We start from the raw sequence: 26208 nt of genomic DNA on the forward strand, positions 1-26208 counted from the left end.
GCGCCGGGCTTGCCCCGGCACAACCGGAATGCGAAAACCTCTGTGGCCGCGTGCGGGAGGAACCATGCTCAGATCCAGAATGGACAAGGCGGTAGCCTTCATCCGCGAACGCACAGACCTTCGCCCGGACATCGCGCTGGTCCTCGGTTCCGGCCTCGGCCCCCTTGCCGGTCAAGTCGACGGCATCGCGATTCCCTATGCGGAGATCGCGGATTTCCCGGCCTCGACCGCGCCCGGTCATCAGGGCCGGCTGATCCTCGGCCGGCTCTTTGGGCGCGACTGCGTGGTGATGCAGGGACGGGTGCATCTTTACGAAGGCTATTCGCCGCAAGAGGTGGTCTTTCCCGTCTGTGTCATGGCCGCTTTGGGCGCGAGGACGATCGTCCTTACCAACGCGGCGGGCGGCATGAACCCGAACTACGCGGTCGGCGATCTTGTGGTGATCGAGGATCACCTGTCGCTCGCCGTCGCCTCCGGTCTTGACCCGCTTTTCGGACCGAACGATCCAGACCTCGGCCCCCGCTTCGTGTCGATGAACCACGCCTACGACCCTGCCCTCGTGGCGCTCGCCGAACGCATCGGCGGGCTCCGGCGCGGCACCTACGCCCATGTCGTCGGGCCGAGCTTCGAGCCGCCGGCGCTCATCCGGCTTCTGAAATCGGCCGGCTGCGACCTCGTCGGAATGTCGACCGTGCCCGAGGTGATCATGGCCCGCTACATGGATCTTCGCGTGCTCGCCATTTCCGCTGTCACGAACATCGCGGTGTCGAGCGTCGCCGACCCCCATGTAACGACCGAGGCGGAGGTGTGGGAGGCGGCGAAGGTCGCGCAACCGAAGCTCCTCACCCTGATGAAGGCGCTGATCCCGGCGCTGCCCGAGGTGACAGAATGACCGATTTCCCGGCGACGGCCGACACCCTCATCACCAATGCCCGCATCCTGACAATGGACGACCGCTTCACCGAGATCGCGAATGGAGCCCTCGCGATCTCTGGCGGCCGCATCGCGGCGCTCGGGCCGGTGGCAGAGGCGGCAGGGACGGTGGCGGCAGAAGTACTGGACGCGAAGGGCGGTCTCCTCCTGCCGGGTTTCGTGAATACCCATTGCCATGCGGCCATGGTGCTTTTCCGTGGCCTCGCCGACGACCGCCCGCTTGACGGGTTTCTCAAGACCGTCTGGGCGGCGGAGGCGGCGCATGTCACGCCGGGCACGGTGCGGGCGGGGGCCACGCTCGGGCTGGCGGAAATGGCGCTTGGCGGCGTGACCCATGTTGTCGACATGTATTTCCACCCCGATGCGACGATCGAGGCTGCGCGGAAGGTCGGCATCGGTCTCACGTCGGGTCCGGTCTTCATCGGGTTCGACGGGATAGACCATTTGCCCTGGCAGGAGCGGCTGTGCTTCGCCGAGGCGTTCGTCGCCCGGCATCGCGGCACCGACGGGGTCGAATTGATGCTGATGCCGCATTCGGCCTACACGCTCGACGCCGGAAAACTGCGCGAGGTTGCGGTGATGTCCGACCGGCTCGCTCTGCCCATCCACGTTCATGCCGCCGAGGCGCCGTCGGAAATCCGGCTGGTGGCGGAGCAGCACGGAACCACGCCAGCGCGCATCCTCGACCGCTGCGGCATCCTCAGGCCGGGCACGCTTCTTGCGCATGCCGTCCATCTCGACGACGCTGAAATAGCGCTTCTGGCCGAACGCGGTTCCACGATTGCGCATTGTCCTCTTTCGAACGCGAAGCTTGCATCTGGTATGGCTCGGTTGAAGGACCTGCGGTCGGCCGGTGTCACGGTGTCGCTCGGCACGGACGGCGCGTCCAGCGGCAATGACCTCGACATGTTCAAGACGATGCGGCAGGCGGCCTATCTCGCGATCCTCGCGACCGGAGAGCCCGATGTCCTGCCCGCCCGCGAGATCGTCGCGATGGCGACGCGCGGCGGGGCGGCGGCGGCCGGGCTTGCCGGCAGCAAGGGCATCCTCGCCCCCGGAATGGACGCCGATCTGATGCTGATCGACCTCTCTGCCCCGCACCTCATCCCGGCCTACGATCCCTATTCCACGCTCGTTTACGCGGCCGGGCGCGAAGATGTGCGCGACGTCTTCGCAAGAGGGCGCCGAATCGTTGCGGGCGGGCGGCTGACGGCCGAGATCGGTGACGATATTTCCGACGTGCGCGCCGTTGCCGCCCGCATCCTGAGAGAGAGGGGGCAGGGAGAGGCGCGGGTCTAGTTCCGCACAGGCCAATACCCGCCAACGGGAACAATTTTGGCCTCCGGCGTTTGAATGTTGCGGGGATCGCCGGTAATATCCGAGTCAGTTGTGGACGGGCGCGCTTCATCTGCCGAAGCGGCCCGCGCGTGGGTGTAACGCCGGCCTTGGGTCAATTGGACCCTCTTCGCTGCCGTCAAGAGGGTGGGGCTGATGGAACGAATGGCGACGGACGTCGCTTCGCCGCCTGTTTCGGGTGGTGATTTGCCAAGCTTTGACGAGCTTTTGGCGAAAGGGTCGTTCCATGCGCGATTGGCGCGGGCGCGAGTCGAGCGCGAAAAGGCCCTGGCCCGGTCCGGCGACGCCGTGGACGACGAATTCATCCTCAATACCGGTCGCAAGCCTTGGGAAAAGGGCCCGGGTTCCGCGCCGAAGAAGGATCGCCTGACCGACGCGCTGAGGCATTCCGTCTCGGTCGAGGATCGTTCGGTGCGGCCTGTGCGTCCGCCGGTCCCGTCCCCGCAGGCACCTGATGCGCCGGTTCCGCCTCCGGCCATCCTGACGAACGTTGCCACCCTTTCGGAACCGCTGCCGGACCGACTGCCGCCGCTCGCGCCGGCAGAAAGCCTGGTCGTTGTCCCGGCGAAGTTCACACGCAAGCGGACGCAGATCGCGGCCGGTTTCGGCGCGGGTCTCGTCCTTGGCGCCGCTGCCGCCGTCATGGTGCCACTGTTGCAGGGCCAACGGGACGCCCCCGTTCCCGTCGTTCTGACGCCCGTTGCGCCAGTCTCCGTCGCGCAGGCGCCGGCTGTCGGGGCGGCCGCGCCGGTATTGGCGGCGCTCTCGGCAGTCGTGGAGCCGGTGCCCGTTCCCGATCCGTCCGCACCGCGCCCGCTGCCCGCCCTCGTCGTCCGCCCGGCACCGCCGCAAGCCGCAGACGCGGCACCGGAGGAGGGCCGCACCGGTCCGCTTCTTGCCACTGCCGCGCCTTTTGGTTTCGAGGCCCCGGCCGCCGCACTTCAGGCGCCGCCGGCGCGTCCATCCCATGTCGAACTCGCCGCCGCCCGGCTTCCCGTGAGCGAGCCGGCGGTTGACCCATCCGCCGCCGATGGACTGCCGTCGATCGTTGCCGCGCCACCGCCGCGCCCCCGGATCGATCCCCGCGCCACCGATCTCGCTACGCTCGCCTCGCCCGATCCTGACGTGTTTGCCGCTGTCGCCGCCGCCGCCGTCGCGGGCTGGAGCGGACCGCCGTTGGGGCGGTTGACGGCGCCGCGCGATGCGGCCGGCGACGTGCCGCTTTCGGCGCAATCGCTGCCCGCCGCCTATTCCGCGCCGGATCTGCCCGGCACTACGGCGTCGGCCGCGACCCTGTTTGCCGGGCCGGTCATCCTTCACGCCCCGGAGAGCGTTGCGGATGCCGCGCTGACCGAGATCGTAAGCCAGCTCGGCGCGGCGGGCGTGCCGGTTGGCGAGCCGACCCGGGTCGGTTTCACGGTTTCGGAAAGCAACGTGCGCTATTTCCACTTCGCCGATGCCGAGGCCGCTACTGCGATTGCCGAAGCGATCGGCGCCCGCCTGCGCGACTTCACCAGCTTCGACCCGTCTCCGCCGACCGGCACGATCGAGGTCTGGCTCGCCGGAAGGGGAAATGCGACGGCTGCGGCGGTGAAGAAATCGAACAAACAGACGCGCGGCAATCTCGACCAGCGGCTTCTGAACTTGAGAAACCGGATCCTGCGACAGTTGCGGAACGGCGATCACCTGTAGGACCGAAGGCCGGGGCGGCCGGGGTCGAAACGACAAGATGGGGGCTGAATGCCTGATCCGAGACTACTTGCGGTCATCACCGCACTTCTGATGATCGCCGGCGCGCCGGCGCGGGCCGACTACGATATCGCGCAGCTGCAGCAGATCGAGCAGTACATCCTGCAAAAGGACTGTGCCGCCCTCTGGCAATACCTCACCGCCAACCCGTCGATCATGTCGGGCGGCGACGCGCTCGCGCGCGAGTTGCGGACCTTCGTCGCCGCCACCGAACGCGGCCAGCTCAACTGCTTCGCGGCGCGAACCGCTCAGACGGCGGTCGTGCCGCCGACATCGGTGGTGAATTTCGCGGCTGCGAACGCGGTCACGTATTGACCGCCCCGCCGCGCCCCGGAGGTGAAAGATGACCGGGCCGCGACGCGTCGCCTATGTTCTCGACCCGCGCTTTCCCGGGGGCACCTCATCGGCCGTGGCGGAAGAGTTGCGCGCGATCGCGCCGCTTTGCCGGCCCGTCGTTCACGCGGTGAGTTCCCGCATGTTCGCCGGGCCGGACCCGGCCCCGCCGCTCGCCGCCGCCTTTGACGCGCTGGGAATCGCGCCGGTCTGGGATGCCGACACGATCAGCGCCGACACCGTGATCCTGCACAACCCGTCCTTCCTGAAGTTCCAGTCCGAATTCGGCCGTCGAGTCCTCTGCCGGCACCTGATCGTCGTGAGCCACGAAAACTTCCTCCGCCCCGGTGGGGAGGAGGCGTTCGACACGGCCGGCTGCCTTGCCCAGATCGACCGCGCGACGCTCGCCTTGCGGAAATCGCTGGCCCCGATCTCGGCGCACAATCGGGCGACGGTGACCGCGTGGAGGGACCGCTTCGGCCTGCCGTCCGGGTGGGACATGCTGCCCGATGACTGGTTCAACATCTGCGATCTGCCGATGACCCCGCCGACAGGGACCCCCTGCGACCGGCGCGGCCGCCATTCGCGGCCCGGATTCGAGAAGTTCCCGCCGCCCGCCGATCTCGACCTCTGCTTTCCGCGTCACGCCGAGACCAATGTCATCCTCGGCGCCGACCTGATGATCGCCGAAGGGGCGCCGCCGCACTGGCAGGTCTACCCGTTCCGGGGCCTTGATCTGGAACGGTATTTCGGAATGATCGACTTCATGGTCTATTTCACCGCCCCAACCTGGCAGGAAAGTTTCGGCCGCGTCCTCGCCGAAGGCATCGCGGCGGGAAAGGTGGTGATCGCGGACCCCGCGACGGCGGCGGGGTTCGGCGGTGGCGTCATCGGTGCGCGCCCCGATGAGGTCGACGGTATCATCCGCGCTTTCGTGAACGCCCCCGAGCGTTACGCCGACCATGTCCGCATGGCGCAGGCGGCGCTTGCCGGGTTTTCGGCCGAGGCGTTCCGGGCGCGGTTCGCGGCACTCCTCGGACCACGGGTCGGAGCAGCGGCATGATCCTGATCGAGGCTGGCGAACAGACCGACAAGGCCTTCGACGCCAAACTTCTCGTCGCGACACAACTTGCCGCGCGCGGCCATCAGGTCGTCCTCGACGACCGTACCCGGCCGGAAAAGCTGGAGCGCTACCAGAAATACGAGGCGGCCGCCTTCCTCGCCGATCTCGAGGCCGTGACGCTGACCCGCGTCGTCCTGATCGGTGCCGAAAGCGTCGTGCAAGAGACGATGATGGCCCTGCGCGGAATGCGTCTTGGCGCGGATGTGACGGTCTCCGTCACCGGGCGTTTCGGCGACCGGCAATCCGCGATCGCCGCCCGGGCGAAGGTCGCCTATGCCATCGGCCGGGAACCCGACATTGTCGACCTCGCCGCGCTTCAGGGCCCCCCGCTCGTTGCCAACGCAATCTCGCCGCTCGCCGCCGCGCCGACGCCCGAACCGCCCGAACGGCTACCGCAGCTGTTCGTCGTCCTGCCGCTGGAAGCGCTCGACGACCCGCAGACGCTTCCGATCCTTTCGGCGGTGGACAACCTGCCCGACTACCGCTTGAATGTGATCCTGCCCGGCAAGGGCAAGGAACAGGTCAAGGCGTCGCGTCACGCCGGACTGACCGTCTTCGGCTATTCCGAGCTCTCGCCGGCTGCCTTCGCCCGGCTCGCAGACATCGCCGCCTTTTTCGGCGACGGTGTTCCCGGCGAGAGGATGGCGGCCTTCGCGCTCGACCTCATGCGGTCCGGACGGGTGGCCATCGACTGCACGTCCGGGGGCGGTTTCCTGACCGGTGGCGCGCCGGTGCTGCGCGGCCCGGAAGAGATCGCGGCGCTTGCGAACTACATCCAGCACACGGTCCTCGTGAACCGGCGCGAAATCGGCCGGCAGGCGCAGAAAAGTCCGTGGCTGACAACCCATTCGGTCGAGGCGCTGGAAGGCGCGCTGGGCCTCGGTCCAGTGGCCGAGATGCCGGTGGACGAAACGCCCAGGCGCGTCCTTTTCGTTCCGACCAACGGCATCGGCCTTGGCCACGCGCAGCGCTGCACCCTCATCGCCGAGGCGATGGTGACCGACGCCAATCCCGCCTTCGCCGCGTTCCCCAGTTGCGTGCCGCTCATTCGCGACAGGGGTTTCGACTGCCTGCCGCTCGTGCAGAAAAGCCCTGACCATCCCGAGGATCACGCCAACGACCTCTTGAGCTATCTGCGGCTCCGCCGGGTGCTCCGCACTGGTGATCGGCTGGTCTTCGATGGCGGGTTCGTCTTCGATTCGATCCACCGGGTTATTCTGGAACACGGTCTGGACGCGACCTGGATCCGGCGCGGTCTTTGGCAGGCCGGGCAGACGCTCGCGACGGCGCTCGACCGTGAACGCGCCTTCGCCCGGGTCATCGTGCCGAGCGAAGCCTTCGCGGAATTGAACGCCGACCGCGGTGCCGGCGCCCATGTTCACACCGTCGGGCCAATCGTTCGGCGGCTGCCCGAGGTGGGCGCGGCAGAACGCACGTCCCGCCGCGAGGCGCTCGGCGCAAAGCTCGGGCGCGGCGTGGATGACCTGGTCGTGACAATGCTTGGCGGCGGCGTCGCGGCGGACCGGACGGCGCAGATGCAGGCCCTGTCGGCGATGCTCGACGCGCGGCCGAATTGCCTCCACCTGATCGTGGTCTGGCCCGGCGCGGTGGTTCCGGCGGGCCTCGCAAGCTGGAAAAACACCTGCGTGGTCCAGACGCAGAACGCACTCGCGCTCTGCCAGATCGCCGATCTCGTCGTCTCGGCGACCGGATACAATTCCTTCCACGAGCTTCTCTACCACGGGGTGCCGACGATTTTCGTGCCACAGATGGCGACCTTCATGGACGATCAGGAACGCCGCGCGCGCGCGGCCTCCGACCGGGGGCTGGCCGAGACGGTCTTGGCCCATGAAATCCTTCTTCTTGAACGCGAGGTGCGGGCGTTCCTCGATGCGGGCAAGGCCGACAGGATCCGCTCGGCGCTGGCGGCGGCGGACCTGCCGGAAACCGGCAACGGCGACGCGGCCAGCCTCATCCTCGGGAAGGAGGCGCGATGACCCCCGACCACTGGCTTGCCGTCCTGTCGCGGATCACGCCCGAGGGGCCTGTCGACCTCGATGCGGGCGCCGCGCCGCCCGCGCGTTTCGGGGCCGGTCTTGGCGGCTGGTCGTCCGATACACCGCCCCCGTCGCCGCGACTGTGGGAGCGGGAGGATTCTGGCGCCGCCTACCTCGGCATCCGCGTCGACGCCCCCTTGCCCGACCCGGCGCGCACGGCGCTGCGCCTCGCTGCGGCCGCTCTCGAACGCGGAGTGACACCGATCATCCTGACATCGCTCGGGCAAAGCGGTTTCGACCGCTTCGGTTTCCGGGTCGAGCGGTTTGTGCCCGGCGACGGGGTCGACCGCGCCGCGTGGGAGGCCGAGATGACCGCTTTCTGGTCCCTCGCACTCATCATCGATGCGGCGGATGTCGCGGCGCTTGGATGACGGTTGCGGAACTCATCGGACCAAAGCCCGTATCGCTGCATGCTAATGGCCCTTAGAAGGTAAGGTGAGGCAGCCGGTCGGGCACGCGATGAAGGCAAACATCAGGTCCTGGAACGATCTTTCGCTCGCGGCGCAGTTCGCGGTGGCCGGTGGCGTGATCATGATCCTTTCGATGGTGCTCATCGGGCGGATCGTCGCCGCCCGCATCGAGGACGGTGTGGTGCGCAACACCGCGCTCGCCACGTCGCAATACATGGACAGCATCATCTCGCCGCTGAGCCAGGACATGGCCGATGTGGACACGCTGCCGCCCGGCGCCCACCGCGCGCTTGACGAGATCTTCTCCAACACGCCGCTCGGCGAACGGGTCGTATCGTTCAAGCTCTGGACGCCCGAGGGGCGGGTCGTACATGCGACCGATCCCATCATCGTCGGAGAGACCTTCCAGATCACCGACAACCTCGCCGCCGCCGTCAAAGGCGAGGTTCGGGCCGATTTCGAGGATCTGAGCGATGAGGAGGATCAGGGCGAAAACGCGCTCGGCCTGCCGCTTCTCGAAATCTATTCGCCGGTGCGGGAGGTCTGGTCCGGCAAGGTGATCGGCGTCGCCGAATTCTACGAGGTCGCAACCCAGCTGAAACGCGATCTGGCTGCAGCCAAGCGCAACAGCTGGATGGCCGTCGCGCTGACATTCATGTCGATCGGGGGAATTCTCTATCTCATCGTCCTGCGCGGAAGCCGCATCATTGACCGCCAGCGCGATGCCCTGACCGCGCAACTGTCGGAACTCGGGGCGCTTTCGGCCCACAACATGACCCTTCGGCGGAGGGTGCAACAGGCCGCCGCGCGAACCTCGGCGATGAACGATCAGGCGCTGCGCCGGATCGGGGCCGACCTGCACGACGGTCCGGCCCAACTCCTCAGTTTTGCGGCGCTCCGGCTCGACAACCTGCGCGGTCAGGTCAAGGACACGAGCGAACTCGACGGGGTGGAGCGCGCGGTCAAGGATGCGATCCGCGAAGTCCGCTCGATTTCAAAGGGTCTCTCGCTGCCCGATATCGACAGTCGCAGCGCCGAACAGATCGTGCGCGGCGTGGCAGAAACCCATGCGGCGCGGACCGGTTCGCCAGTCGATGTCACTTGCGAACTGCCTCCAGACACTTCCCTGTCCCAGGCGGTGAAGATCTGTCTCTACCGCTTCGTCCAGGAAGGCCTCAACAATGCCTGGCGCTATGCGGGCGGAACGGGGCAGGAGGTGCGGCTTTCCTGTGCCGACGGCATCCTGAGCCTCGCGGTCCGCGACCGGGGGCCGGGCATGGTGGCGGGACCGGGCGGTCTGCCCGAGGGTGGTGGCGACTTTTCCGGCATCGGGCTCAGGGGGCTGCGCGACCGCGTCGAAAGCCTCGGCGGAACCCTGACGGCCGGAAACCGAAAGGATGGGCCTGGAGCCGTCATCAGCATGGAACTGGACATGAGGTCATCGTGATGGACGAAATCCGCGTGGTTATCGCCGACGATCATCCGCTCTACCGCGAAGGTGTGGCGCGCAGCCTCTCCGACGACGCGGCGATAACGGTCGTCGGGCAGGGGCAGGACGCCGACGCGGCGGTCGAACTGACGGAGCGGTTGCGGCCCGACATCGTGCTTCTCGACCTCTCGATGCCGGCAGGTGGCGGCATCGGCGCGCTCCGCCGCATCATGGCGATGGAGGAGCCGCCCAGGGTCGCGATGCTGACCGTGTCGGAGGAGGACGACGACGTCATGCAGGCGCTGAAGGCCGGTGCGGTCGGCTACATCCTGAAAGGCGTCGGCTCGCGAGAGCTTGTCTCGATCGTCAAGGAGGTGGCGCGGGGGCAGTCCTACGTTTCCCCCGCGCTCGCGGCGCGGATCCTGAATGCCATGCGCGACGGCGGTGCGGCGCGGCGCGCGGCCAATCCCATCGAAGACCTCTCCAAGCGCGAGGAGGACATCCTCAAGCTCGTCGCCGAGGGAAAGAGCAACAAGGAAGTGGGCCGCGAGCTAGATCTGCAGGAGAAGACCGTGAAACACTACATGACGGCGATCCTGCAAAAGCTACATGTCCGCAACCGCGTGGAAGCGGCGGTGCTGGCCCGGGGACACTGGAAGAAATAAGCCGCCGGGCGGCAGATGTCAGTCGAGGTTCAGCATCGCCCGGATCCGGCGAATATCCTCGGCCGTGACCGGGCGGCGCGCAATCGTGCGGCCCCTCGGATCCTTCAGCACGTAGGAGCCACGCGACACGATCTCGCGCCAGCCGCGGAAGTCGGTGATGTCGATCGCTCCTTTCGCTTCGTCCACTTGCGCGACGTTCTGAACCACGCGGTTGCTGACCTGCCGGGCCGACCCGGAGCCGAGCGAGCGCAGCCGGCTCAGGTCCGTCCGCCGCGCGGCCCGGCTTTCCACGACGCGGCCGTGCGCATCGAGCGTTTCGAAACGATTGCCACGGATTCGTTCGGTATGGCCGTCGGAGAACTGGATGTGGATGCCGTCACCGCCAAAAAGCGTGGCGCCTCCAGACCTGGATCCGCCGGACCCGGAACGGGAACTGCCAGAGCCGGAACTGCTTCCCGAGCCTGAACTTGAACTGCTACTCGTCCCGGATCCTCCCGATCCAGAACTGCCAGAGCCGGAACTGCCCGATCCAGAGCTTCCTGACCCCGAACTGCCTGAGCCCGAGCTTCCAGACCCCGAGCTGCCAGACCCGGAACTGCCACTGTTGTCATCGTCATCGTCATCATCGTGGCTGTCATCGTCGTCATCATCGGACGATCCGCTTTTCGCATAGGCGGCGCCGCCCTTGCCGTCGAAGAGCGGCTGGATGACAGGCAAGCCGCCCCAGATCACGGCGGCGAGAAGAAGAAAGACGACGGCGCGCCTCACGGATGGCTCCTGTCCGGTACTGCCCCGGCGGACCCTTCCGCCGGCCGAAACCCTGGGCGCACCACATTCGGCGCGCCCAGGGTCATTTCATTCAGTGCCTGCGGCAAGCTCACTGCAAGCTCAGGAGCCTGTTGATGTCAGCTTGCGTCGCCCGGCGTTGCTCGACAGTACGGCCAGCCGGGTTTTTGCGCTCGTAGCGGCCGTTCTCGATCTCCTCCTTCGTCCCGTCGGAATATCGCACTTCGATGCCGGACGAAGACATCTCGATCTTCGAAACGCTCACGCCATCGCTGGATCCGCCACTCGAGCTGCTGCTCGAATCGTCGGAGCTCGACGAGGAAGACGAGGAGTCGTGGCTGCTGCTGTGATGGCCGCTATCGTCATCGCTATCATCGTCGCTGTCGTCATCGTCATTGCTGCTACCGCTGCCGCTGCTGCCGCTGTTGTCGTCATTGCTGCTGCCGCTGCCGCTGTTGTCGTCATCGTCGTCCCGGCTGCCGCCGCCGCCCGAACCGCCCTTGTCGTCATCGCCACCGTCATCATCGCCGTTCTTCGCGAGCGCTTGCGACGACTTCACCGCGAAAGTGCCGTGAGCCGCGTCGAAGTTCATGTGGACCGGCACCGCGATGATGAAGGCCGCAGTGCCGAGGATGATCGCGAGCCGACCGGATTTGAGTTTGGTGTCTTCCATGTCTGTATTCCTTGCTGGTCACCGCCGAACCATCCGGCGCTGACCTTCTCGTCGCATGCAGGACCGGGTTGGCGGAAGATCACCGCGACTGTTGCGGACCGTCCCGGGACCACATGCCGGGCATCATCAGCCCTTGGTCCGCACGAGTCATCAGACCAAGGTCCGAATATTTGCCGATCGGGACGGCTGGACGCAGAATCGCGGACCTCAGTCGGGTTGGTAGCCGCCGATCAGTTGCCTGAGGCCGAACATGCCGCCCGCGACAATCGCAGCCAACGTCACGGGTGCCGAAAAGGCGAGTGTCGCCATCGCGGTGACACCCTGGCCGACTGAACAGCCTAGCGCCAACGTGCCGCCGATCCCCATCAACGCCGCGCCGGAGACCTGCCGGCCAAGCTCGCGCGGGTCTTCGCACGCCTCCCAGCGGAAGAGGCCGCGGATCGTCGATCCCGCGAAGGCGCCGAGAAGGACTCCCGACACGATCCCGACCGAGAATGTCACACCGCCGGCGGTCGAGGTCATGAAGAAGATGATGGTGCGGCCGAGCGGCGCGGTGAAGGACGGGCCTTCGACTCCGATCTCGCCGAAGCTCGTCTCGTAAAGCCAGCTTGTCGCGACGAGGCACCAGACCACCGAAAGCCCGGCCGCGACACCCCAGGCGACCATCGCCTTCATCTGCCGCAACGGCGCATGCGACAGGCCCCAGCCGAGAACGGCAAGGCCGACGACAAGCGCGAAGGCCAGCGGCGGCAACCCGGTCTTCATGGACAGCCAATGGGCGATGCCCTGCGGTTCCGTGGCGCCGGTCTGCGGAAAGATCGCCGCGCGCAGCGGCGCGATTGGGCCCGACAGGGTGACGAAGGCGAAGATGCCGATGACGACGACCACGACGAGCGACCTCAGATCGCCGCCGCCGAAACGGACCAACGCGCCGAAGCCGCAATTGCCGGCCATCGCCATGCCGTAACCGAAGATCAGCCCGCCGATGATCGAGGCGGCGGGGCTCCACGCGATCGTATGATAGAACGTGGCCGTCGGTTCCGCGAGGCCGAGAGCCTCGGCGATGAACGTGCCGATGATTGCCACGCCGAGGACGACGCCCCAAAGCCGCAGCCGGCGCTGATCCGCGCCGTAGATCGCGGATTCCAACGCGCCAAGCGTGCAGAAATCGCCAAGCCGCGCCGAAAGCCCCAGAATGAGCCCCCCCACGAGGCCGGCGAGAGCGGCCAGAACGCCCGGTGGTATCGTCTCCATTCCCATACTCCCCCTGGAGGAACCCGGCCCCCCGCGCTGCGCCTATGCCTGCCGGCAGAAGAGCTCGTTCAACAGCCCGATCATGCGCGCGGTTCTCGGATCGCTCAAGGAATAGTAGATCGCCTTCCCGTCGCGCCGGGCCTTTACCAGCCCCTCCAGCCGCAACCGGGCGAGTTGCTGGCTGACCGCAGCCTGTCGCGAGGCAAGCAGGGTTTCAAGCTCGGTCACCGACTTTTCGCCGTCGATCAGATGACAGAGAATCATCAGTCGGCCTTCGTGGGCCAAGGCTTTCAGGTAACCGGCCGCCTCGTCCGCCTGTCCGACAAGATCCTCGGCGGCGGCTACCCCTGCGGCCGGTTCGGGCCGCGGCGCGCCGCCGTCGGACCCTCGCCGCTTTTCAAATGGCCAGGTCATCCGCGACCGCCGGCCGCGCGGCGACGCAAGCCGCGATCATCCGTTTCCTCATCGTTTCCCCTCCCCCTCGTATTCTCCGGTCCCCGACATCAGCTGTGCCAGGAGTCCCCAGAAGAAATCTTCGCCCGGATAGCCTTCGATCCTGCCCGCCTCGCGGCCATCCTGTACGAGGATGAAGGTCGGCGTGAAGACAGGGCGGGGCCCGAGTTCGACATTGTCCGGGTAGGGGCCGCGCAGTTGCACGCGTTCCAGCGGCGCCGCCTGGCCTTCCGGCGTCTTCGGGTAGATTGGCGCGATGTCCGCATCCCAGCGCGCGCAGTATGCGCAGCCCGGCTGCTCCACCATCAACAGCTTCAATTCGGCCGCTGCCGGCGTCGCCAGGACCGCCAGTATGGAGCCGAGAAGGGCAAGAACGCGCAGCATATTGACGCCCATGGATTTACATATAAAAATCGTAATATGTTTTTGCGTTCCGGGCAAGGCGGGGGAGTCAGTGCTTTTCGATCCAACCTTCGGCGGTGCGCTTTTTGCCGGCCTTCTGTCGTTTCTGTCGCCCTGCATCCTGCCCATGGTGCCGTTCTACCTGTGCTATATGGCCGGGATTTCAATGGCGGAACTCAGGTCCGACCAAACCATCGCGCCAGGTGCGCAGAAGCGGCTGATCCTGTCGGCCATCGCCTTCGCATTCGGCGTCACATCCATCTTCATGTTGCTCGGCATGGGCGCCACGGCGCTCGGCCAGGTCTTCCGGCAATGGCTTGAGCCATTGTCCTGGGTCGCAGCAGCGATCCTTTTCGTCTTCGGCCTGCATTTCCTTGGCATCCTCCGCATCCCGTTTCTCTACCGCGAGGCGCGGATCGAGGCAAAGGTGGAACCGACAACTGTCGTCGGCGCCTATATCATGGGCCTAGCCTTCGGTTTCGGATGGACGCCCTGCGTCGGCCCCGCGCTTGCCGCGATCCTGATGGTCGCGTCGAGCCTCGATTCGATCTGGCGCGGGGCGATGCTTCTCTTTGTCTACGGCGCCGGCATGACCGCGCCTTTCGTCCTCGCCGCCGTGTTCGCGAAACCCTTCCTGGCCTGGATGAACCGCAACCGCAAATATCTCGGCTATGTAGAAAAGGTCATGGGGGTCATGCTGATCCTCTTCGCAGTGTTGATTGCGACCGGATCGGTCAACGCGATCGCCGATTTCATGATCCGCCACATGCCGTGGACGACGAAATTCATCTGACATCCCTGGGGGAGGACACCATGCACCGCTTTCTCGCATCCGTTGCCGTCACACTTTCGCTTGCCCTTCCCGCGATGGCGGTGGAAGTGGCGCCTCTTGGCGATGACGGGCTGCACAAGCCGACCTGGCTGCGCGATACCTTCAAGGACATGCGAGAGGATCTGGCCGAGGCGAATGCAGAGGGCAAGCGCCTGATGATTATCGTCGAACAGCGAGGCTGCATCTACTGCACGAAGATGTATGAGAACGTCTTTCCGGTTCCGGAAATCGATGCGCTCATTCGCGACAACTACTTCGTCGTGCAGATGAATCTCTTCGGCGATGTCGAGTTCACCGACTTTGACGGAGAAGTGCTGCCTGAAAAGAAGATGGCGATGAAATGGGGGCTGATGTTCACGCCGACCCTGATCTTCCTGCCCGAAGAGGTGCCGGAAGGGGAAACCGTCGCGGAGGCCGCTGTCGCGATCATGCCGGGTGCGTTCGAGAAGGGAACCACCGCCGCGCTTCTGACCTGGGTGAAGGACCACGGTTACGAATCGGGTGAGAATTTCCAGAAATACGTTGCCGACCGTGTGATGGGTCGGGTGTCGAACTGACGACGGGCGCGTGTGGCCGGCGGGCGGTGATCCGCCCGTCATGCATTCACATATTCACGCAGTTGAATTTTTTGTTGCATCCGGAGGGCAGCCTCAGCTACTTTCGGATTCGGGAGAGAACAGGGAGGACTTCGATGAAGCGCCATATTGTGCTGGGCCTGCTGCTGTCCGCGGTCGCGGTTCCGGCGGCCACGGCCGAAACGGCTCCGGCTGCCGTGACCTTTAAGGGAGGTGCCGTCGCGCAGTCTCTGACGGGCGCCGCCGGCGATCCCGCCGAGGGGGCGAAGGTGATGTCGAACCGCGCTCTTGGCAATTGCGTGGCCTGCCACACCGTGTCCGCGATGCCGGACGTCGCTTTCCAGGGCAATGTCGGCCCGTCGCTTGACGGGGCCGCCGGCCGCTGGGAAGAAGCCCAGCTTCGCGGGATCGTTTCGGATGCCAAGATGACTTTCGACGGCACGATCATGCCGTCCTTCTACAAGACCGGACCCTATATCCGGCCCGGAGACGCGTTTACCGGCAAAGCGGCCGAGGGCGAACTGCCACCGCTGCTGACCGCGCAGCAGATCGAAGATGTCGTGGCCTATCTCATGACGCTCAAGGAATGAGCGGCCACGGGATCCGAACAAGACAGGAAAAGGAGCGTAAGATGCAACTATCGAGACGGAATGCCCTGGCGCTCGGCCTTGGCGGCGTCGCCTTCGCCACGCTTCCGCTGCCGGCGATGGCGTCGGCATCGGTTGAGGAACTGACGGCGGCCTTTGCCGGGGGCGCCACGATTGGCACGGGCGGGATCACCCTCACCGCGCCGGAGATCGCCGAGAACGGCAACACCGTGCCGATCGCCGTGGACGCGCCCGGCGCGACCGCGATCATGCTTCTGGCCTCGGGCAACCCGACGCCGGCGGTCTGCACATTCAACTTCGGTCCCGCGGCCGGCTCGCAGATGGCTTCCACGCGCATCCGCCTCGCGAAGACGCAGGACGTCATCGCGCTGGCGAAGATGGCGGATGGCAGCGTCGTGCAGGCCTCGTCCACGGTCAAGGTCACCATCGGCGGCTGCGGCGGCTGAGCTTAGGGAGCACAAGAAATGGCAAAAGATGTCAAACCCCGCGTGAAAGTCCCGAAATCGGCTGCGGCCGGTGAGGTGGTGACGATCAAGACGCTGATCAGCCACCCGATGGAATCGGGTCAGCGCAAGGACAAGGACGGCAACGTCATCCCGCGCTCGATCATCAACCGCTTCACCTGCGACTTCAACGGCGTGAACGTGATCGACGTCACGCTCGACCCGGCGATCTCGACCAACCCGTATATCGAATTCGACGCCAAGGTCGATGCGGCGGGTGAGTTCAAGTTCACCTGGTACGACGATGACGGCTCGGTCTACGAGGACTCGAAACCGATCGAAGTGGCCTGACGCAAGCGCCGAGGACAGGACCGCCGCCGGCCATGCCGGCGCGGTCTCTCAGGGAGGATAACGCATGAAGATCAAGACACTCGCCGGAACTTGCGCAGCCGCCGCCTTCGCTTTCGCGGGTCTGTCCGCTTGGGCCGAAGCGGTGGACGACGAGCTGGTGATCAACGAAAGCATCGAAATCGTCACCCATACCGACAAGGCCCCCGACTACATCGAAGGGCTGAGCGAGCAGTATTCCGGCTGGCATTTCCGTGAAGACGATACCCGCGACATGGAGCGGGACGACTTCGACAACCCGGGCATGCTCGGCGTCGAGGCCGCGATGGAAGTGTGGAGCACCGAAGACGGCTCCGAGGGCAAGTCTTGCGCCTCCTGCCACGAGGCGCCGGAAAGCATGGCCGGCGTGCGGACCCAGATGCCGAAGTTCAACGAGGCGAAGGGTACGCAGTACACGCTGGAGATGTACATCAACGATTGCCGGACCGAGCGCATGGGCGCCGAAGCCTGGGGCTGGGACGACGCGGCGATGGTCAACATGACCGCGCTCATTTCGTCCGTGTCGCGCGGCATGCCGATGAACGTGGCCGTGGATGGCCCCGCCGCTCCTTTCTGGGAGATGGGCAAGGAGATGTACTACACCCGCTACGGTCAGCTCGAACTCAGCTGCGCGAACTGCCACGAGGACAACTACGGCAACTTCATCCGTGCCGACCATCTGTCCCAGGGCCAGATCAACGGCTTCCCGGTCTACCGCCTGAAGGATGCGAAGCTGTCGTCGATCCACAACCGCTTCAAGGGTTGTATCCGCGACACCCGCGCCGAGACCTTCAAGCCCGGCTCGCCGGAGTTCATCGCGCTTGAAACCTACGTCGCCTCGCGCGGCAACGGTCTTTCGGTCGAGAGCCCATCGGTCCGCAACTAACTGGACTTCGGTCCGGGCGGCAGCCGCCCGGACCCATTCGTTTGTTCATTTTGATCGGGGCAGGGGCCGGACGCGCATTCGCGCGCTGGCTGGACGTTTGCCCGCAGCACGAGGACAGGCAACATGATATCGCGGCGGGATTTCCTCCAGGCAACCGTGGCGGCGTCCGCGCTCTGGGGCGCGTCCGGCGTCGGCAACTGGTCGCGGCTTGCCGCGCAGCAGGCGCTTACCCAAGACCAGCTTCTGGAATTCGATGACTTCGGCAATGTTACGCTGATCCACATCACGGACATCCACGCCCAGATGAAGCCGATCTGGTTCCGCGAGCCGGAGATCAATCTCGGTGTCGGCGCGGTGAACGGCCAGCCGCCCCATGTGACGGGTGCCGACTTCCTCAAGATGTTCAACATCGAGAGCGGAAGCCCCCATGCCTACGCGTTGACCTACGAGGATTTCACCGCGCTCGCCAGGGCCTATGGCCGCATGGGCGGGCTCGACCGCTGCGCCACCGTGATCAAGGCGATCCGCGCGTCGCGGCCCGATGCGCTTCTGCTCGATGGCGGCGACACGTGGCAGGGCTCGCTCACCGCGCAGAGAACCGCCGGGCAGGACATGGTCAACGTCATGAACGCGCTGAAGCCCGATGCGATGACCTCGCACTGGGAATTCACCCTCGGCATCGACCGTGTGACCGAGATCGTCGAAACCCTCGACTTCCCCTTCCTCGGGGCCAACATCTTCGACGCGGAATGGGACGAACCGGCCTATGAGCCCTACAAGATGTTCGAGGTCGGCGGCGCGAATGTCGCCGTGATCGGTCAGGCCTTCCCCTATCTGCCGATCGCCAACCCGAAATGGATGTTCCCAAACCTGTCATTCGGCGTGCGCGAGGAGCGCATGGCCGAAGTCGTGCAGGAGGTCCGCGACAACGGCGCCGATCTCGTCGTCGTCCTCAGCCACAACGGCTTTGACGTCGACCGAAAGATGGCCGGCAACGTGCCGGGGATCGACGTGATCCTGACAGGACACACCCACGACGCGCTGCCCGAACCGGTGATGGTCGGCCAGACCCTGCTCATCGCCTCCGGCTCCAACGGCAAGTTTATCAGCCGCGTCGATCTCGACGTGCAGAACGGCCAGATGATGGGCTTCAAGCACAAGCTGATCCCGATCTTCTCGGACGTGATCGAGCCGGATGCCGAGGTCGCCGCCCTGATCGACGCCGAGCGCGAACCGTTCAAGGCGGAATTGGAGGAGGTGCTCGGCAGCACCGACAGCCTTCTCTACCGCCGCGGCAACTTCAACGGCACCTGGGACGACCTGATCTGCAACGCGCTGATCGACGAACATCAGGCCGACATCGCGCTGTCGCCCGGCTTCCGCTGGGGGCCGTCGTTGCTTCCGGGCGAGAACATCACCCGCGAGGATCTGCACAACGCCACCGCCATGTCCTATCCCGCCGCCTACCGCAGCGAGATGACCGGCGAGACGCTGCACACGATCCTGGAAGACGTGGCGGACAATCTCTTCAATCCCGACCCCTATTACCAGCAGGGCGGCGACATGGTCCGTGTCGGTGGCATGGGCTACCACATCGACGTTTCGAAGCCGCAGGGATCGCGCATCACCAACATGACGATGCTGAAGACCGGCGAGGCGGTCGATCCCGCGAAAAGCTATGTGGTCGCCGGCTGGGCAAGCGTGAACGAGGGCACCGAGGGCCCGGCGATCTGGGACCTCGTCGAGGCCTGGATCAAGAAGCAGGGCGCGGTGACCATCGACCCGAATACCTCCGTCCGGGTGACGGGGGCGTGACATGACCGAGAACAGGATGAAACAGGAGGTTTCGATGTCGGAGACCGAAGAGACCGGAAAGCCGGCAGGCGGCGCCAGCCGCCGCGCCTTCCTCGGCGCGGGCCTCGCGGCCGGTGGCGCCGTCGCGACAGCCGGTCTGGCCCGCGCGCAGGGTGCACCCGACCCGCTGATCACCGAGGTGCAGGACTGGGCGTCTGCTTTTGGCGACCCCGTGGATGCGGCACCCTACGGCACGCCGATCCGGTTCGAATCCCATGTCGTTCGCCGCAATGTCGAATGGCTGACGGAAAGCCCGGTGTCGTCGATCAACTTCACGCCAATCCATGCTCTCGAAGGCACGATCACCCCGCAGGGCTGTGCCTTCGAACGCCACCATTCCGGCGCGATCGAGCTCAGCAAGCAGGATTATCGGTTGATGATCACCGGGCTTGTCGAACAGCCGCTCGTCTTCACATATGAAGATCTCACCCGGTTCCCCCGCGAAACCCGCGTCGCCTTCTGTGAGTGCGCGGCCAACGGCGGCATGGAATGGGGCGGCGCGCAGCTTGAGGGCTGCCAGTTCACCCAAGGCATGATCCACAACATGGAATATGTCGGGGTGCCGCTGCGCCTTCTTCTGGAAGAGGCCGGGGTGAAGCCCGAGGGCAAGTGGGTCTATGCCGAAGGCGCGGATGCGTCTTCCAACGGCCGCTCGATGCCCTTGGAGAAGGCGATGGACGACGTGCTCGTGGCGTTCTTCGCCAATGGCGAGGCGCTGCGCAAGGAACACGGCTACCCCGTCCGCCTCGTCGTGCCGGGTTTCGAAGGCAACATGTGGGTGAAGTGGCTGCGCCGGATCGGGGTTTACGATCAGGCGGTGGAAGGCCGCGAGGAAACGTCGAAATACACCGACCTGATGCCGGATGGCCGCGCGCGGAAATGGACCTGGGTGATGGATGCGAAATCCGTCATCACCTCGCCCAGCCCGCAGGCGCCGATCCGCCACGGCAAGGGACCGCTCGTCATCACCGGCCTCGCCTGGTCGGGGCACGGCAAGGTCACGCGCGTCGATGTCTCGCTCGACGGCGGCAAGAACTGGCAGGAGGCGGAACTGACCGGCGACGTGAAGTCGAAGGCGCTGACCCGCTTCCGGCTGAACATCGACTGGGACGGGTCGGAGATGCTGCTGCAATCCCGCGCCATCGACGAGACGGGCTATGTCCAGCCCACCAAGGACGCCCTCCGCAAGATCCGGGGCCTGAACAACGTCTATCACAATAACGGGATCCAGACCTGGTGGGTCCGCGCCGACGGGGAGGTCGAGAATGTCGAAGTCGCTTAAGCTCCTCGCGGGAACCGCGCTCTCGCTCTCGCTCCTCGCGGGCCCGTCGCTGGCGGAAAAGGCGGGTCTTGGCCGCCCGGCTTTGCCCGAGGAAGTCGCCGCCTGGGATATCGCCGTCCTTCCCGACGGAACCGGGCTTCCGGTCGGGTCGGGTGACGTTTCCACCGGCGACGAGGTCTTTGCCGAGAAATGCGCCTCCTGCCACGGCGACTTCGCGGAAGGCATCGACAACTGGCCGGTTCTGGCCGGTGGCAAGGGCTCGCTCCGCGATCGGCGGCCGGTCAAGACGATCGGCTCCTACTGGCCCTATCTCTCGACCGTATTCGACTACATCCACCGCTCCATGCCCTTCGGGGCGGCCCAGACCGTCAGCGCGGACGAAGCCTACGCCATCACAGCGTTCCTTCTTTACTCGAACGGGTTGGTGGAGGATGACTTCGAGCTCTCGAACGAGAACTTCACGGAAATCACCCTGCCGAATGCCGAGGGTTTCTATCCTGACGACCGGGCCGAGACGGAATACACGCTCTTCACCACTGAGCCTTGCATGACGGATTGCGTGGAGAAGGTCGAGGTCACGAAGCGTGCCGTGATGCTGAACGTCACGCCGACCGATCCGGACGGCAAACCCGCCGGCACCCTGCCGCCGCTGACGGCAGCAGAAGCCGCGGCCGAGGCAGCGACGGCGGCGGAAACCGCCCAGGCCGAGCCTGAGGCAGCGCCAACTGCGGAAGCCGCCGCCGAAGCTCCGTCCACCGAAATGGCCGCCGCCGATCCGGCGATGGTCGAGGCGGGCGAGAAGGTCTTCAAAAAGTGCCAGGCCTGCCACAAGATCGGCGAGGGCGCCAAGAACGTGACTGGCCCGATGCTCAACGGTATTGTCGGCCGCGCGGCGGGCACTGTCGAAGGCTTCAAGTACTCCAAGCCGATGACGGAGGCGGCAAGCGGCGGTCTCATCTGGACGCCGGAAGCTCTGGCCGAGTTCCTCGCCAATCCGAAGGTCTACATGAAAGGCACCAAGATGTCTTTCGCGGGTCTCAAGAAGCCAGAGGAGATCGACGCCGTGATTGCCTTTCTGAGCACGCACGGCGGATAAGATGGAGGGGCGGGGCACAGCGCGTCTCGCCCTTCGCCTCGCGCTCGCAGTGGCGCCGGGCGCAACCGCTTTGCCTGCGGCAGAGATCGGCGATCCGGACAGGCGCTCCATATCGCCGACCGTCACCCCTGATTTCCGGGCGGTACGCACAGACCCCAAGGTCTTTTTCAAGGGCGATGACCCGGCTCAGGGTGTCATGTCGATATCGAGCTTCCCGGCCAACAGCCCGGCCACGGTCGGCGCCTCCTGCGAGGCAAGCGTCGGCTGGCATTCCGAGGTTGCCGCCGGCATCTTCGGCTGAAAGACAAACCACATTGCCGAGGCCCCTCGCCGGGCCTCGGCACTCACCCAAGAAAGGCACCCGATGCTGCTCACCCGCCGCACCTTCCTGTCCACCGCGTCCGCGGCGCTCGCCGCCCCTCTGACCCCACGCCGGGCCTGGGCGGTCAACACTCTGACGCTCGGTGACCTGAGGATCGACACATTGTCGGACGGCAACTTGATGCTGCCGGGCAGTTTCATCTTCGACGACCTTCCGGAAAACGAGTTGCAGCCGATTATCGAAAAATACGGCCTTTCGGCCGAGCAACTAACCCCGCCCTGCAACGTCACGCTTCTGCGCGACGGTACCAATACCGTCCTCTTCGACGCAGGTGCCGGACCGGATTTCCAGTCCACGGCCGGCAAGCTTTCAGAGGCAATGGATGCGATCGGTCTGTCGGTGGATGACGTGACGCATGTCATCTTCACCCATGCCCATCCCGACCACCTCTGGGGTCTGCTCGACGAGTTCGACGAGCCGGTCTTTGCGAATGCCGAGCATATGATCGGGCAGATGGAGTTCGACTACTGGACCGATCCCGACACGGTCTCCACCATCGGTGAGGCGCGCACGACCTTCGCCGTGGGGGCCGCGCGCCGGCTGGGCGCCATCGCCGACAGCATGCGCTTCCTGGCCGACGGTGAAGGACCGCTGCCCGGTATCGCCGCGCGGCTGACGCCGGGCCACACGCCGGGGCATCTTGCCTACGAGATCGCGGGCCCGACCCCGGTGATGGTGCTGGGCGACTGTATCGGCAACCATCATGTCGCCTTCGAACGGCCGGACTGGCATACCGGGTCCGATCAGGACATGGCCCGCGCCGCAGAGACGCGCGTGGCGCTTTTCGACCGGCTGGTTTCGGAGAACTTCGTGATCACCGGCTTTCATCTTCCCGGCGGCGGCATTGGCCGCGCCGAGAAGGCGGAAACCGGCTATCGTTTCGTGGAAGACCTCTGACCTGCCCGGCACCCTCCGCGCCGCCGCAGGTCGGGGAAACGTAACAAAGGAGTGTCTATCATGTTCAGACTGGGAAGTGCTGCTCTTCTGGCTGTCGGTCTCGGCGCGGGCGTCGCGCTTGCGCAGGATGCGACGACTTATCCGTTCGATGGCAGTTTCGATGACGCGACCTTCGCGGTCGAGAACGCCATCGTCAACAAGGGCCTCGTCATCGACTACCGCAGCCATGTCGGCGAGATGCTGAACCGTACCGGCGCTGATGTCGGAAGCGACGTGAAGATCTTCGATGCGGCGGACGTGTTCCTGTTCTGCTCGGCGCAGGTGTCGCGGAAGGTGATGGAAGCGGACCCGATGAACATCGCGCACTGCCCCTACGGCGTTTTCGTCACCGATCGTGAAGGTGCGGTGTCGATCGGCTACCGGAACCTGCCGGAAGGCACGATGCAGGAGGTTCAGGTCCTTCTCGACGAAATCGCCCGCGAGGCCGCAGGTCAGTAACCGGCGCATTGTTGGGCGGGCGCGGTCAGAGCAAGGCTCGGTCCGCGCCCGCCGTCGCGCGGCCTATTCGGCCGCGATTTCGGTCTCGGCCTTCTCGACCTTCACGGCGGCGAACTTGAATTCCGGGATCTTGCCATAGGGGTCGAGCGCGGGGTTGGTCAGGATGTTCGCCGCCGCCTCGACATAGGCGAAGGGAACGAAGACCATATCCTCGGCGATCGCCCGGTCGGCCCGCGCCATGATCTCGATCGAGCCGCGCCGGGTGGACAGGCGGACGCGCCCGCCGGGTTCCACGCCGAGCCGCTTCAGCGTATTGGGATGAAGCGAGCAGTTCGCCTCCGGCTCCACCGCATCGAGCACCTTCGAGCGGCGGGTCATCGAGCCGGTATGCCAGTGTTCGAGCTGGCGGCCGGTCGTCATGATCATCGGATATTCGGCATCCGGGACTTCGGCCGGGGCGATCACGGAAGCGGGCGTGAACCTTGCCCGTCCGCCTGCGCGCGGGAAGCCCGAACCGAAGACGATGGGCTGGCCCGGATCTTCGGGCGACAGCGACGGATAGGTCACGGCGCCTTCGTTTTCCAGACGCTCCCAGGTGATGTTGTCGAGAGATTTCATCCCCGCCTTCATCTCGGCGAAGACCTCGCTCGGATGCTCGTAGGTCCAGCCAAGGCCAAGGCGGTTCGCCAGGGCCATGGTGATCGCCCAATCTTCCCGCGCTTCTCCCGGCGGGGTGACGGCCGCGCGCCCGATCTGGACCTGCCGGTTGGTGTTCGTGACCGTGCCGTTCTTCTCGTAGAAGGCGGCGGCGGGAAGGATCACATCGGCATAGTTCGCGGTTTCCGTCAGGAAGATATCCTGCACGACGAGGTGGTCGAGCATCGCCAGCGCCTCGCGCGCATGGTTGAGGTCCGGGTCCGACATCGCCGGGTTTTCACCGAGGATATACATGCCCTTGATCTGACCGGCATGGACCGCATCGAGGATTTCGGTCACCGTCAGGCCCTTCTCGTTCGAGAAGTCGTCCGAACCCCAGATCTTGTTGAAATGACCCCGGATGCCGTCGTCCGTGACGGTCTGGTAGTCCGGCAGGAACATCGGGATCAGGCCGGCGTCGGACGCGCCTTGCACGTTGTTCTGGCCACGCAGCGGATGCAGGCCGGTGCCGGGCCGACCGACATGGCCGCACATGAGCGCGAGCGAGATCAGGCAGCGCGAATTGTCGGTGCCGTGGATATGCTGGCTGACGCCCATGCCCCAGAAGATCATGCCGGCCTTGGCGGTCGCGAACTCCCGCGCCACTGCGCGCAGCTCCTCGGCCGGGATGCCGCAGATCGGCTCCATCTTCTCGGGCGTGAAATTCGCCAGATGCGCCTTCTCGGCCTCCCAGTTCTCGGTATAGGCCTCGATATACTGGCGGTCGTAGAGCCCTTCCTCGACGATCACATGCATGATCGCGTTCAGCATGCTCACATCCGCGCCTGGGCGGAACTTCAGCATGTGGGTGGCGAACCGGCGCAGGCCGACGCCACGCGGGTCCATCACGATCAGCTTGCCGCCGCGCTTGGTGAACTGCTTGAAGTAGGTCGCGGCGACGGGATGGTTCTCGACCGGGTTGCAGCCGATGACGATGGCGACGTCGGCGTTCTGGATCTCGTTGAACGTGGCCGTCACCGCGCCTGAGCCCACGTTCTCAAGCAGCGCCGCGACCGAGGAGGCGTGGCAGAGCCGGGTGCAGTGGTCGACGTTGTTGTGACCGAAGCCCTGACGGATCAGCTTCTGGAAGAGATAGGCTTCCTCGTTCGTGCACTTGGCAGAGCCGAAGCCGGCGATGGCCCGGCCACCATGCGCGTCGGTGAGCGTCCTGATACCGTTAGCGGCGGCGTCCAGCGCCTCGTCCCAGCTCGCTTCGCGGAAATGCTTCTGCCAGTTCGCCGGATCGACGTTGAGCCCTTTCGCCGGCGCGTCAGCGCGGCGGATCAGGGGCTTGGTCAGCCGGTGCGGGTGGTGGATATAGTCGAAGCCGAACCGGCCCTTGACGCACAGCCGGCCCTCGTTCGCGGGGCCGTTGATGCCCTCGACATACTTCACCTTGCCGTCCTTGACCTTGAGCGACACCTGACAGCCGACGCCGCAGAACGGGCAGACGGACGTCGTCTCGCTGTCGAAATCGGCGCCGTCCCCCATCTGCGCCGCATCGACGACGGTTGCCGGCATCAGCGCACCGGTCGGGCAGGCCTGCACACACTCGCCGCAGGCGACGCAGGTCGACTGGCCCATCGGGTCGGCCATGTCGAAGACCGGGTAGGCGTCGTGGCCGCGCCCCGCCATGCCGATCACGTCATTGACCTGAACCTCGCGGCAGGCGCGGACGCAGAGGCCGCACTGGATGCAGGCGTCGAGGTTGACGCGCATCGCCACATGGCTGTCGTCGAGAAGCGGGATGCGCGAAGGTTCGACCTTCGGGAAGCGGCTCTCGGAAACGCCATTCGCCGCGGCCATGTCCCAGAGGTGGGACGACTTGTCATGCGCCTTGGCCTGCTCGGGCTGGTCGGCAAGCAGAAGCTCCATCACCATCTCGCGCGATTTCACCGCGCGCACGGTGTCGGTCTTCACGACCATCCCGTTTGACGGGTTGCGGCAGCAGGACGCGGCGAGCACCCGCTCGCCCTCCACTTCCACGACGCAGGCGCGGCAGTTGCCGTCGGGGCGATAGCCGGTCTGGTCCTTGTGGCAGAGATGCGGGATCACCGTGCCTTCGCGCTTGGCGACCTCCCAGATCGTCTCGCCCGACCGGGCCGAGACTTCCTTGCCGTCGAGGGTGAACTTGATTGCGTCGGTCATA

Annotated in this window: 27 protein-coding genes; 21 read left to right on the forward strand and 6 right to left on the reverse strand. The window is 65.7% G+C overall.

The genetic code is table 11. The features are described from left to right. Positions 1 to 64: 64 nt before the first annotated feature. The 9 genes from V5734_RS04300 to V5734_RS04340 all read left to right on the forward strand — a co-directional run bounded on the left by V5734_RS04300 (position 65) and on the right by V5734_RS04340 (position 10055). A complete protein-coding gene (locus V5734_RS04300; RefSeq protein ID WP_347312276.1) occupies positions 65 to 892 on the forward strand; it encodes a purine-nucleoside phosphorylase in 828 nt (275 codons plus the stop codon). Beyond that, on the forward strand, positions 889 to 2232 hold the full coding sequence (locus V5734_RS04305; RefSeq protein ID WP_347312277.1) for an amidohydrolase family protein: 1344 nt from the start codon (positions 889 to 891) through the stop codon (positions 2230 to 2232). Before V5734_RS04300 ends, V5734_RS04305 begins: the two co-directional genes overlap by 4 nt. A gap of 201 nt (positions 2233 to 2433) precedes the next feature. Further along, on the forward strand, positions 2434 to 3981 hold the full coding sequence (locus V5734_RS04310) for a hypothetical protein (protein WP_347312278.1): 1548 nt from the start codon (positions 2434 to 2436) through the stop codon (positions 3979 to 3981). 48 nt (positions 3982 to 4029) lie between these two features. Continuing rightward, complete coding sequence (locus V5734_RS04315; protein ID WP_347312279.1) at positions 4030 to 4353, forward strand: hypothetical protein; 324 nt, start codon at positions 4030 to 4032, stop codon at positions 4351 to 4353. A gap of 28 nt (positions 4354 to 4381) precedes the next feature. Next, positions 4382 to 5434, forward strand: coding sequence for a hypothetical protein (locus V5734_RS04320; protein WP_347312280.1), 1053 nt, complete (start codon positions 4382 to 4384; stop codon positions 5432 to 5434). Then, positions 5431 to 7491, forward strand: a complete 2061-nt coding sequence (locus V5734_RS04325; RefSeq protein WP_347312281.1) for a glycosyltransferase — start codon at positions 5431 to 5433, stop codon at positions 7489 to 7491. The genes V5734_RS04320 and V5734_RS04325 overlap by 4 nt, the downstream gene beginning before the upstream one ends. Further along, a complete protein-coding gene (locus V5734_RS04330) occupies positions 7488 to 7922 on the forward strand; it encodes a hypothetical protein (protein WP_347312282.1) in 435 nt (144 codons plus the stop codon). Before V5734_RS04325 ends, V5734_RS04330 begins: the two co-directional genes overlap by 4 nt. An 88-nt stretch (positions 7923 to 8010) precedes the next feature. Next, a complete protein-coding gene (locus tag V5734_RS04335; RefSeq protein ID WP_347312283.1) occupies positions 8011 to 9408 on the forward strand; it encodes a sensor histidine kinase in 1398 nt (465 codons plus the stop codon). Then, on the forward strand, positions 9408 to 10055 hold the full coding sequence (locus V5734_RS04340; RefSeq protein WP_347312284.1) for a response regulator transcription factor: 648 nt from the start codon (positions 9408 to 9410) through the stop codon (positions 10053 to 10055). The genes V5734_RS04335 and V5734_RS04340 overlap by 1 nt, the downstream gene beginning before the upstream one ends. An 18-nt stretch (positions 10056 to 10073) precedes the next feature. On the opposite strand, the gene V5734_RS04345 is transcribed toward V5734_RS04340, so the two are convergent. From V5734_RS04345 to V5734_RS04365, 5 genes are all read right to left on the reverse strand, one after another. Further along, positions 10074 to 10823: a hypothetical protein gene (locus V5734_RS04345; protein WP_347312285.1), complete on the reverse strand. Its 750-nt coding sequence runs from the start codon at positions 10821 to 10823 to the stop codon at positions 10074 to 10076. Between the two features lie 109 nt (positions 10824 to 10932). Next, positions 10933 to 11514: a hypothetical protein gene (locus V5734_RS04350; protein ID WP_347312286.1), complete on the reverse strand. Its 582-nt coding sequence runs from the start codon at positions 11512 to 11514 to the stop codon at positions 10933 to 10935. A gap of 207 nt (positions 11515 to 11721) precedes the next feature. After that, positions 11722 to 12768 (reverse strand): YeeE/YedE family protein, encoded by a 1047-nt coding sequence (locus V5734_RS04355; RefSeq protein WP_347312287.1) that lies wholly within the window; start codon positions 12766 to 12768, stop codon positions 11722 to 11724. 42 nt (positions 12769 to 12810) lie between these two features. After that, complete coding sequence (locus V5734_RS04360; RefSeq protein WP_347312288.1) at positions 12811 to 13182, reverse strand: ArsR/SmtB family transcription factor; 372 nt, start codon at positions 13180 to 13182, stop codon at positions 12811 to 12813. Positions 13183 to 13230: 48 nt separating this feature from the next. Continuing rightward, positions 13231 to 13605: a thioredoxin family protein gene (locus V5734_RS04365; RefSeq protein ID WP_347312289.1), complete on the reverse strand. Its 375-nt coding sequence runs from the start codon at positions 13603 to 13605 to the stop codon at positions 13231 to 13233. A gap of 70 nt (positions 13606 to 13675) precedes the next feature. Between V5734_RS04365 and V5734_RS04370 the strand changes: the two genes are divergently transcribed. From V5734_RS04370 to V5734_RS04425, 12 genes are all read left to right on the forward strand, one after another. After that, positions 13676 to 14416 (forward strand): cytochrome c biogenesis CcdA family protein, encoded by a 741-nt coding sequence (locus V5734_RS04370; protein ID WP_347312290.1) that lies wholly within the window; start codon positions 13676 to 13678, stop codon positions 14414 to 14416. Positions 14417 to 14436: 20 nt separating this feature from the next. Continuing rightward, positions 14437 to 15012, forward strand: coding sequence for a thioredoxin family protein (locus V5734_RS04375; protein ID WP_347312291.1), 576 nt, complete (start codon positions 14437 to 14439; stop codon positions 15010 to 15012). A gap of 134 nt (positions 15013 to 15146) precedes the next feature. Further along, positions 15147 to 15620, forward strand: coding sequence for a sulfur oxidation c-type cytochrome SoxX (gene soxX / locus V5734_RS04380; RefSeq protein ID WP_347312292.1), 474 nt, complete (start codon positions 15147 to 15149; stop codon positions 15618 to 15620). Between the two features lie 41 nt (positions 15621 to 15661). Next, positions 15662 to 16084: a thiosulfate oxidation carrier protein SoxY gene (soxY, locus tag V5734_RS04385; protein ID WP_347312293.1), complete on the forward strand. Its 423-nt coding sequence runs from the start codon at positions 15662 to 15664 to the stop codon at positions 16082 to 16084. 18 nt (positions 16085 to 16102) lie between these two features. Next, positions 16103 to 16432 (forward strand): thiosulfate oxidation carrier complex protein SoxZ, encoded by a 330-nt coding sequence (gene soxZ / locus V5734_RS04390; protein ID WP_347312294.1) that lies wholly within the window; start codon positions 16103 to 16105, stop codon positions 16430 to 16432. A 64-nt stretch (positions 16433 to 16496) separates the two neighbouring features. Next, entirely contained in the window at positions 16497 to 17354 is an 858-nt protein-coding gene (gene soxA / locus V5734_RS04395; protein WP_347312295.1) for a sulfur oxidation c-type cytochrome SoxA, read from the forward strand. A gap of 123 nt (positions 17355 to 17477) precedes the next feature. Then, on the forward strand, positions 17478 to 19169 hold the full coding sequence (gene soxB / locus V5734_RS04400; protein ID WP_347312296.1) for a thiosulfohydrolase SoxB: 1692 nt from the start codon (positions 17478 to 17480) through the stop codon (positions 19167 to 19169). A 34-nt stretch (positions 19170 to 19203) separates the two neighbouring features. After that, positions 19204 to 20490, forward strand: coding sequence for a sulfite dehydrogenase (gene soxC, locus V5734_RS04405; RefSeq protein WP_347312297.1), 1287 nt, complete (start codon positions 19204 to 19206; stop codon positions 20488 to 20490). Beyond that, positions 20474 to 21586 carry a c-type cytochrome gene (locus tag V5734_RS04410; protein WP_347312298.1) on the forward strand — a complete coding sequence of 371 codons (1113 nt, stop codon included), beginning with the start codon at positions 20474 to 20476 and terminating at the stop codon, positions 21584 to 21586. Before soxC ends, V5734_RS04410 begins: the two co-directional genes overlap by 17 nt. A gap of 1 nt (position 21587) precedes the next feature. After that, positions 21588 to 21887: a hypothetical protein gene (locus tag V5734_RS04415; RefSeq protein WP_347312299.1), complete on the forward strand. Its 300-nt coding sequence runs from the start codon at positions 21588 to 21590 to the stop codon at positions 21885 to 21887. 63 nt (positions 21888 to 21950) lie between these two features. Further along, positions 21951 to 22865, forward strand: a complete 915-nt coding sequence (locus V5734_RS04420; RefSeq protein WP_347312300.1) for an MBL fold metallo-hydrolase — start codon at positions 21951 to 21953, stop codon at positions 22863 to 22865. Between the two features lie 60 nt (positions 22866 to 22925). Beyond that, positions 22926 to 23363, forward strand: a complete 438-nt coding sequence (locus V5734_RS04425) for a DUF302 domain-containing protein (protein ID WP_347312301.1) — start codon at positions 22926 to 22928, stop codon at positions 23361 to 23363. 63 nt (positions 23364 to 23426) lie between these two features. On the opposite strand, the gene fdhF is transcribed toward V5734_RS04425, so the two are convergent. After that, positions 23427 to 26207, reverse strand: coding sequence for a formate dehydrogenase subunit alpha (fdhF, locus tag V5734_RS04430; RefSeq protein WP_347312302.1), 2781 nt, complete (start codon positions 26205 to 26207; stop codon positions 23427 to 23429). Position 26208: the final 1 nt, after the last annotated feature.

Source organism: Defluviimonas sp. SAOS-178_SWC (assembly GCF_039830135.1).
In the GTDB taxonomy this organism is placed as follows: Bacteria; Pseudomonadota; Alphaproteobacteria; order Rhodobacterales; family Rhodobacteraceae; genus Albidovulum.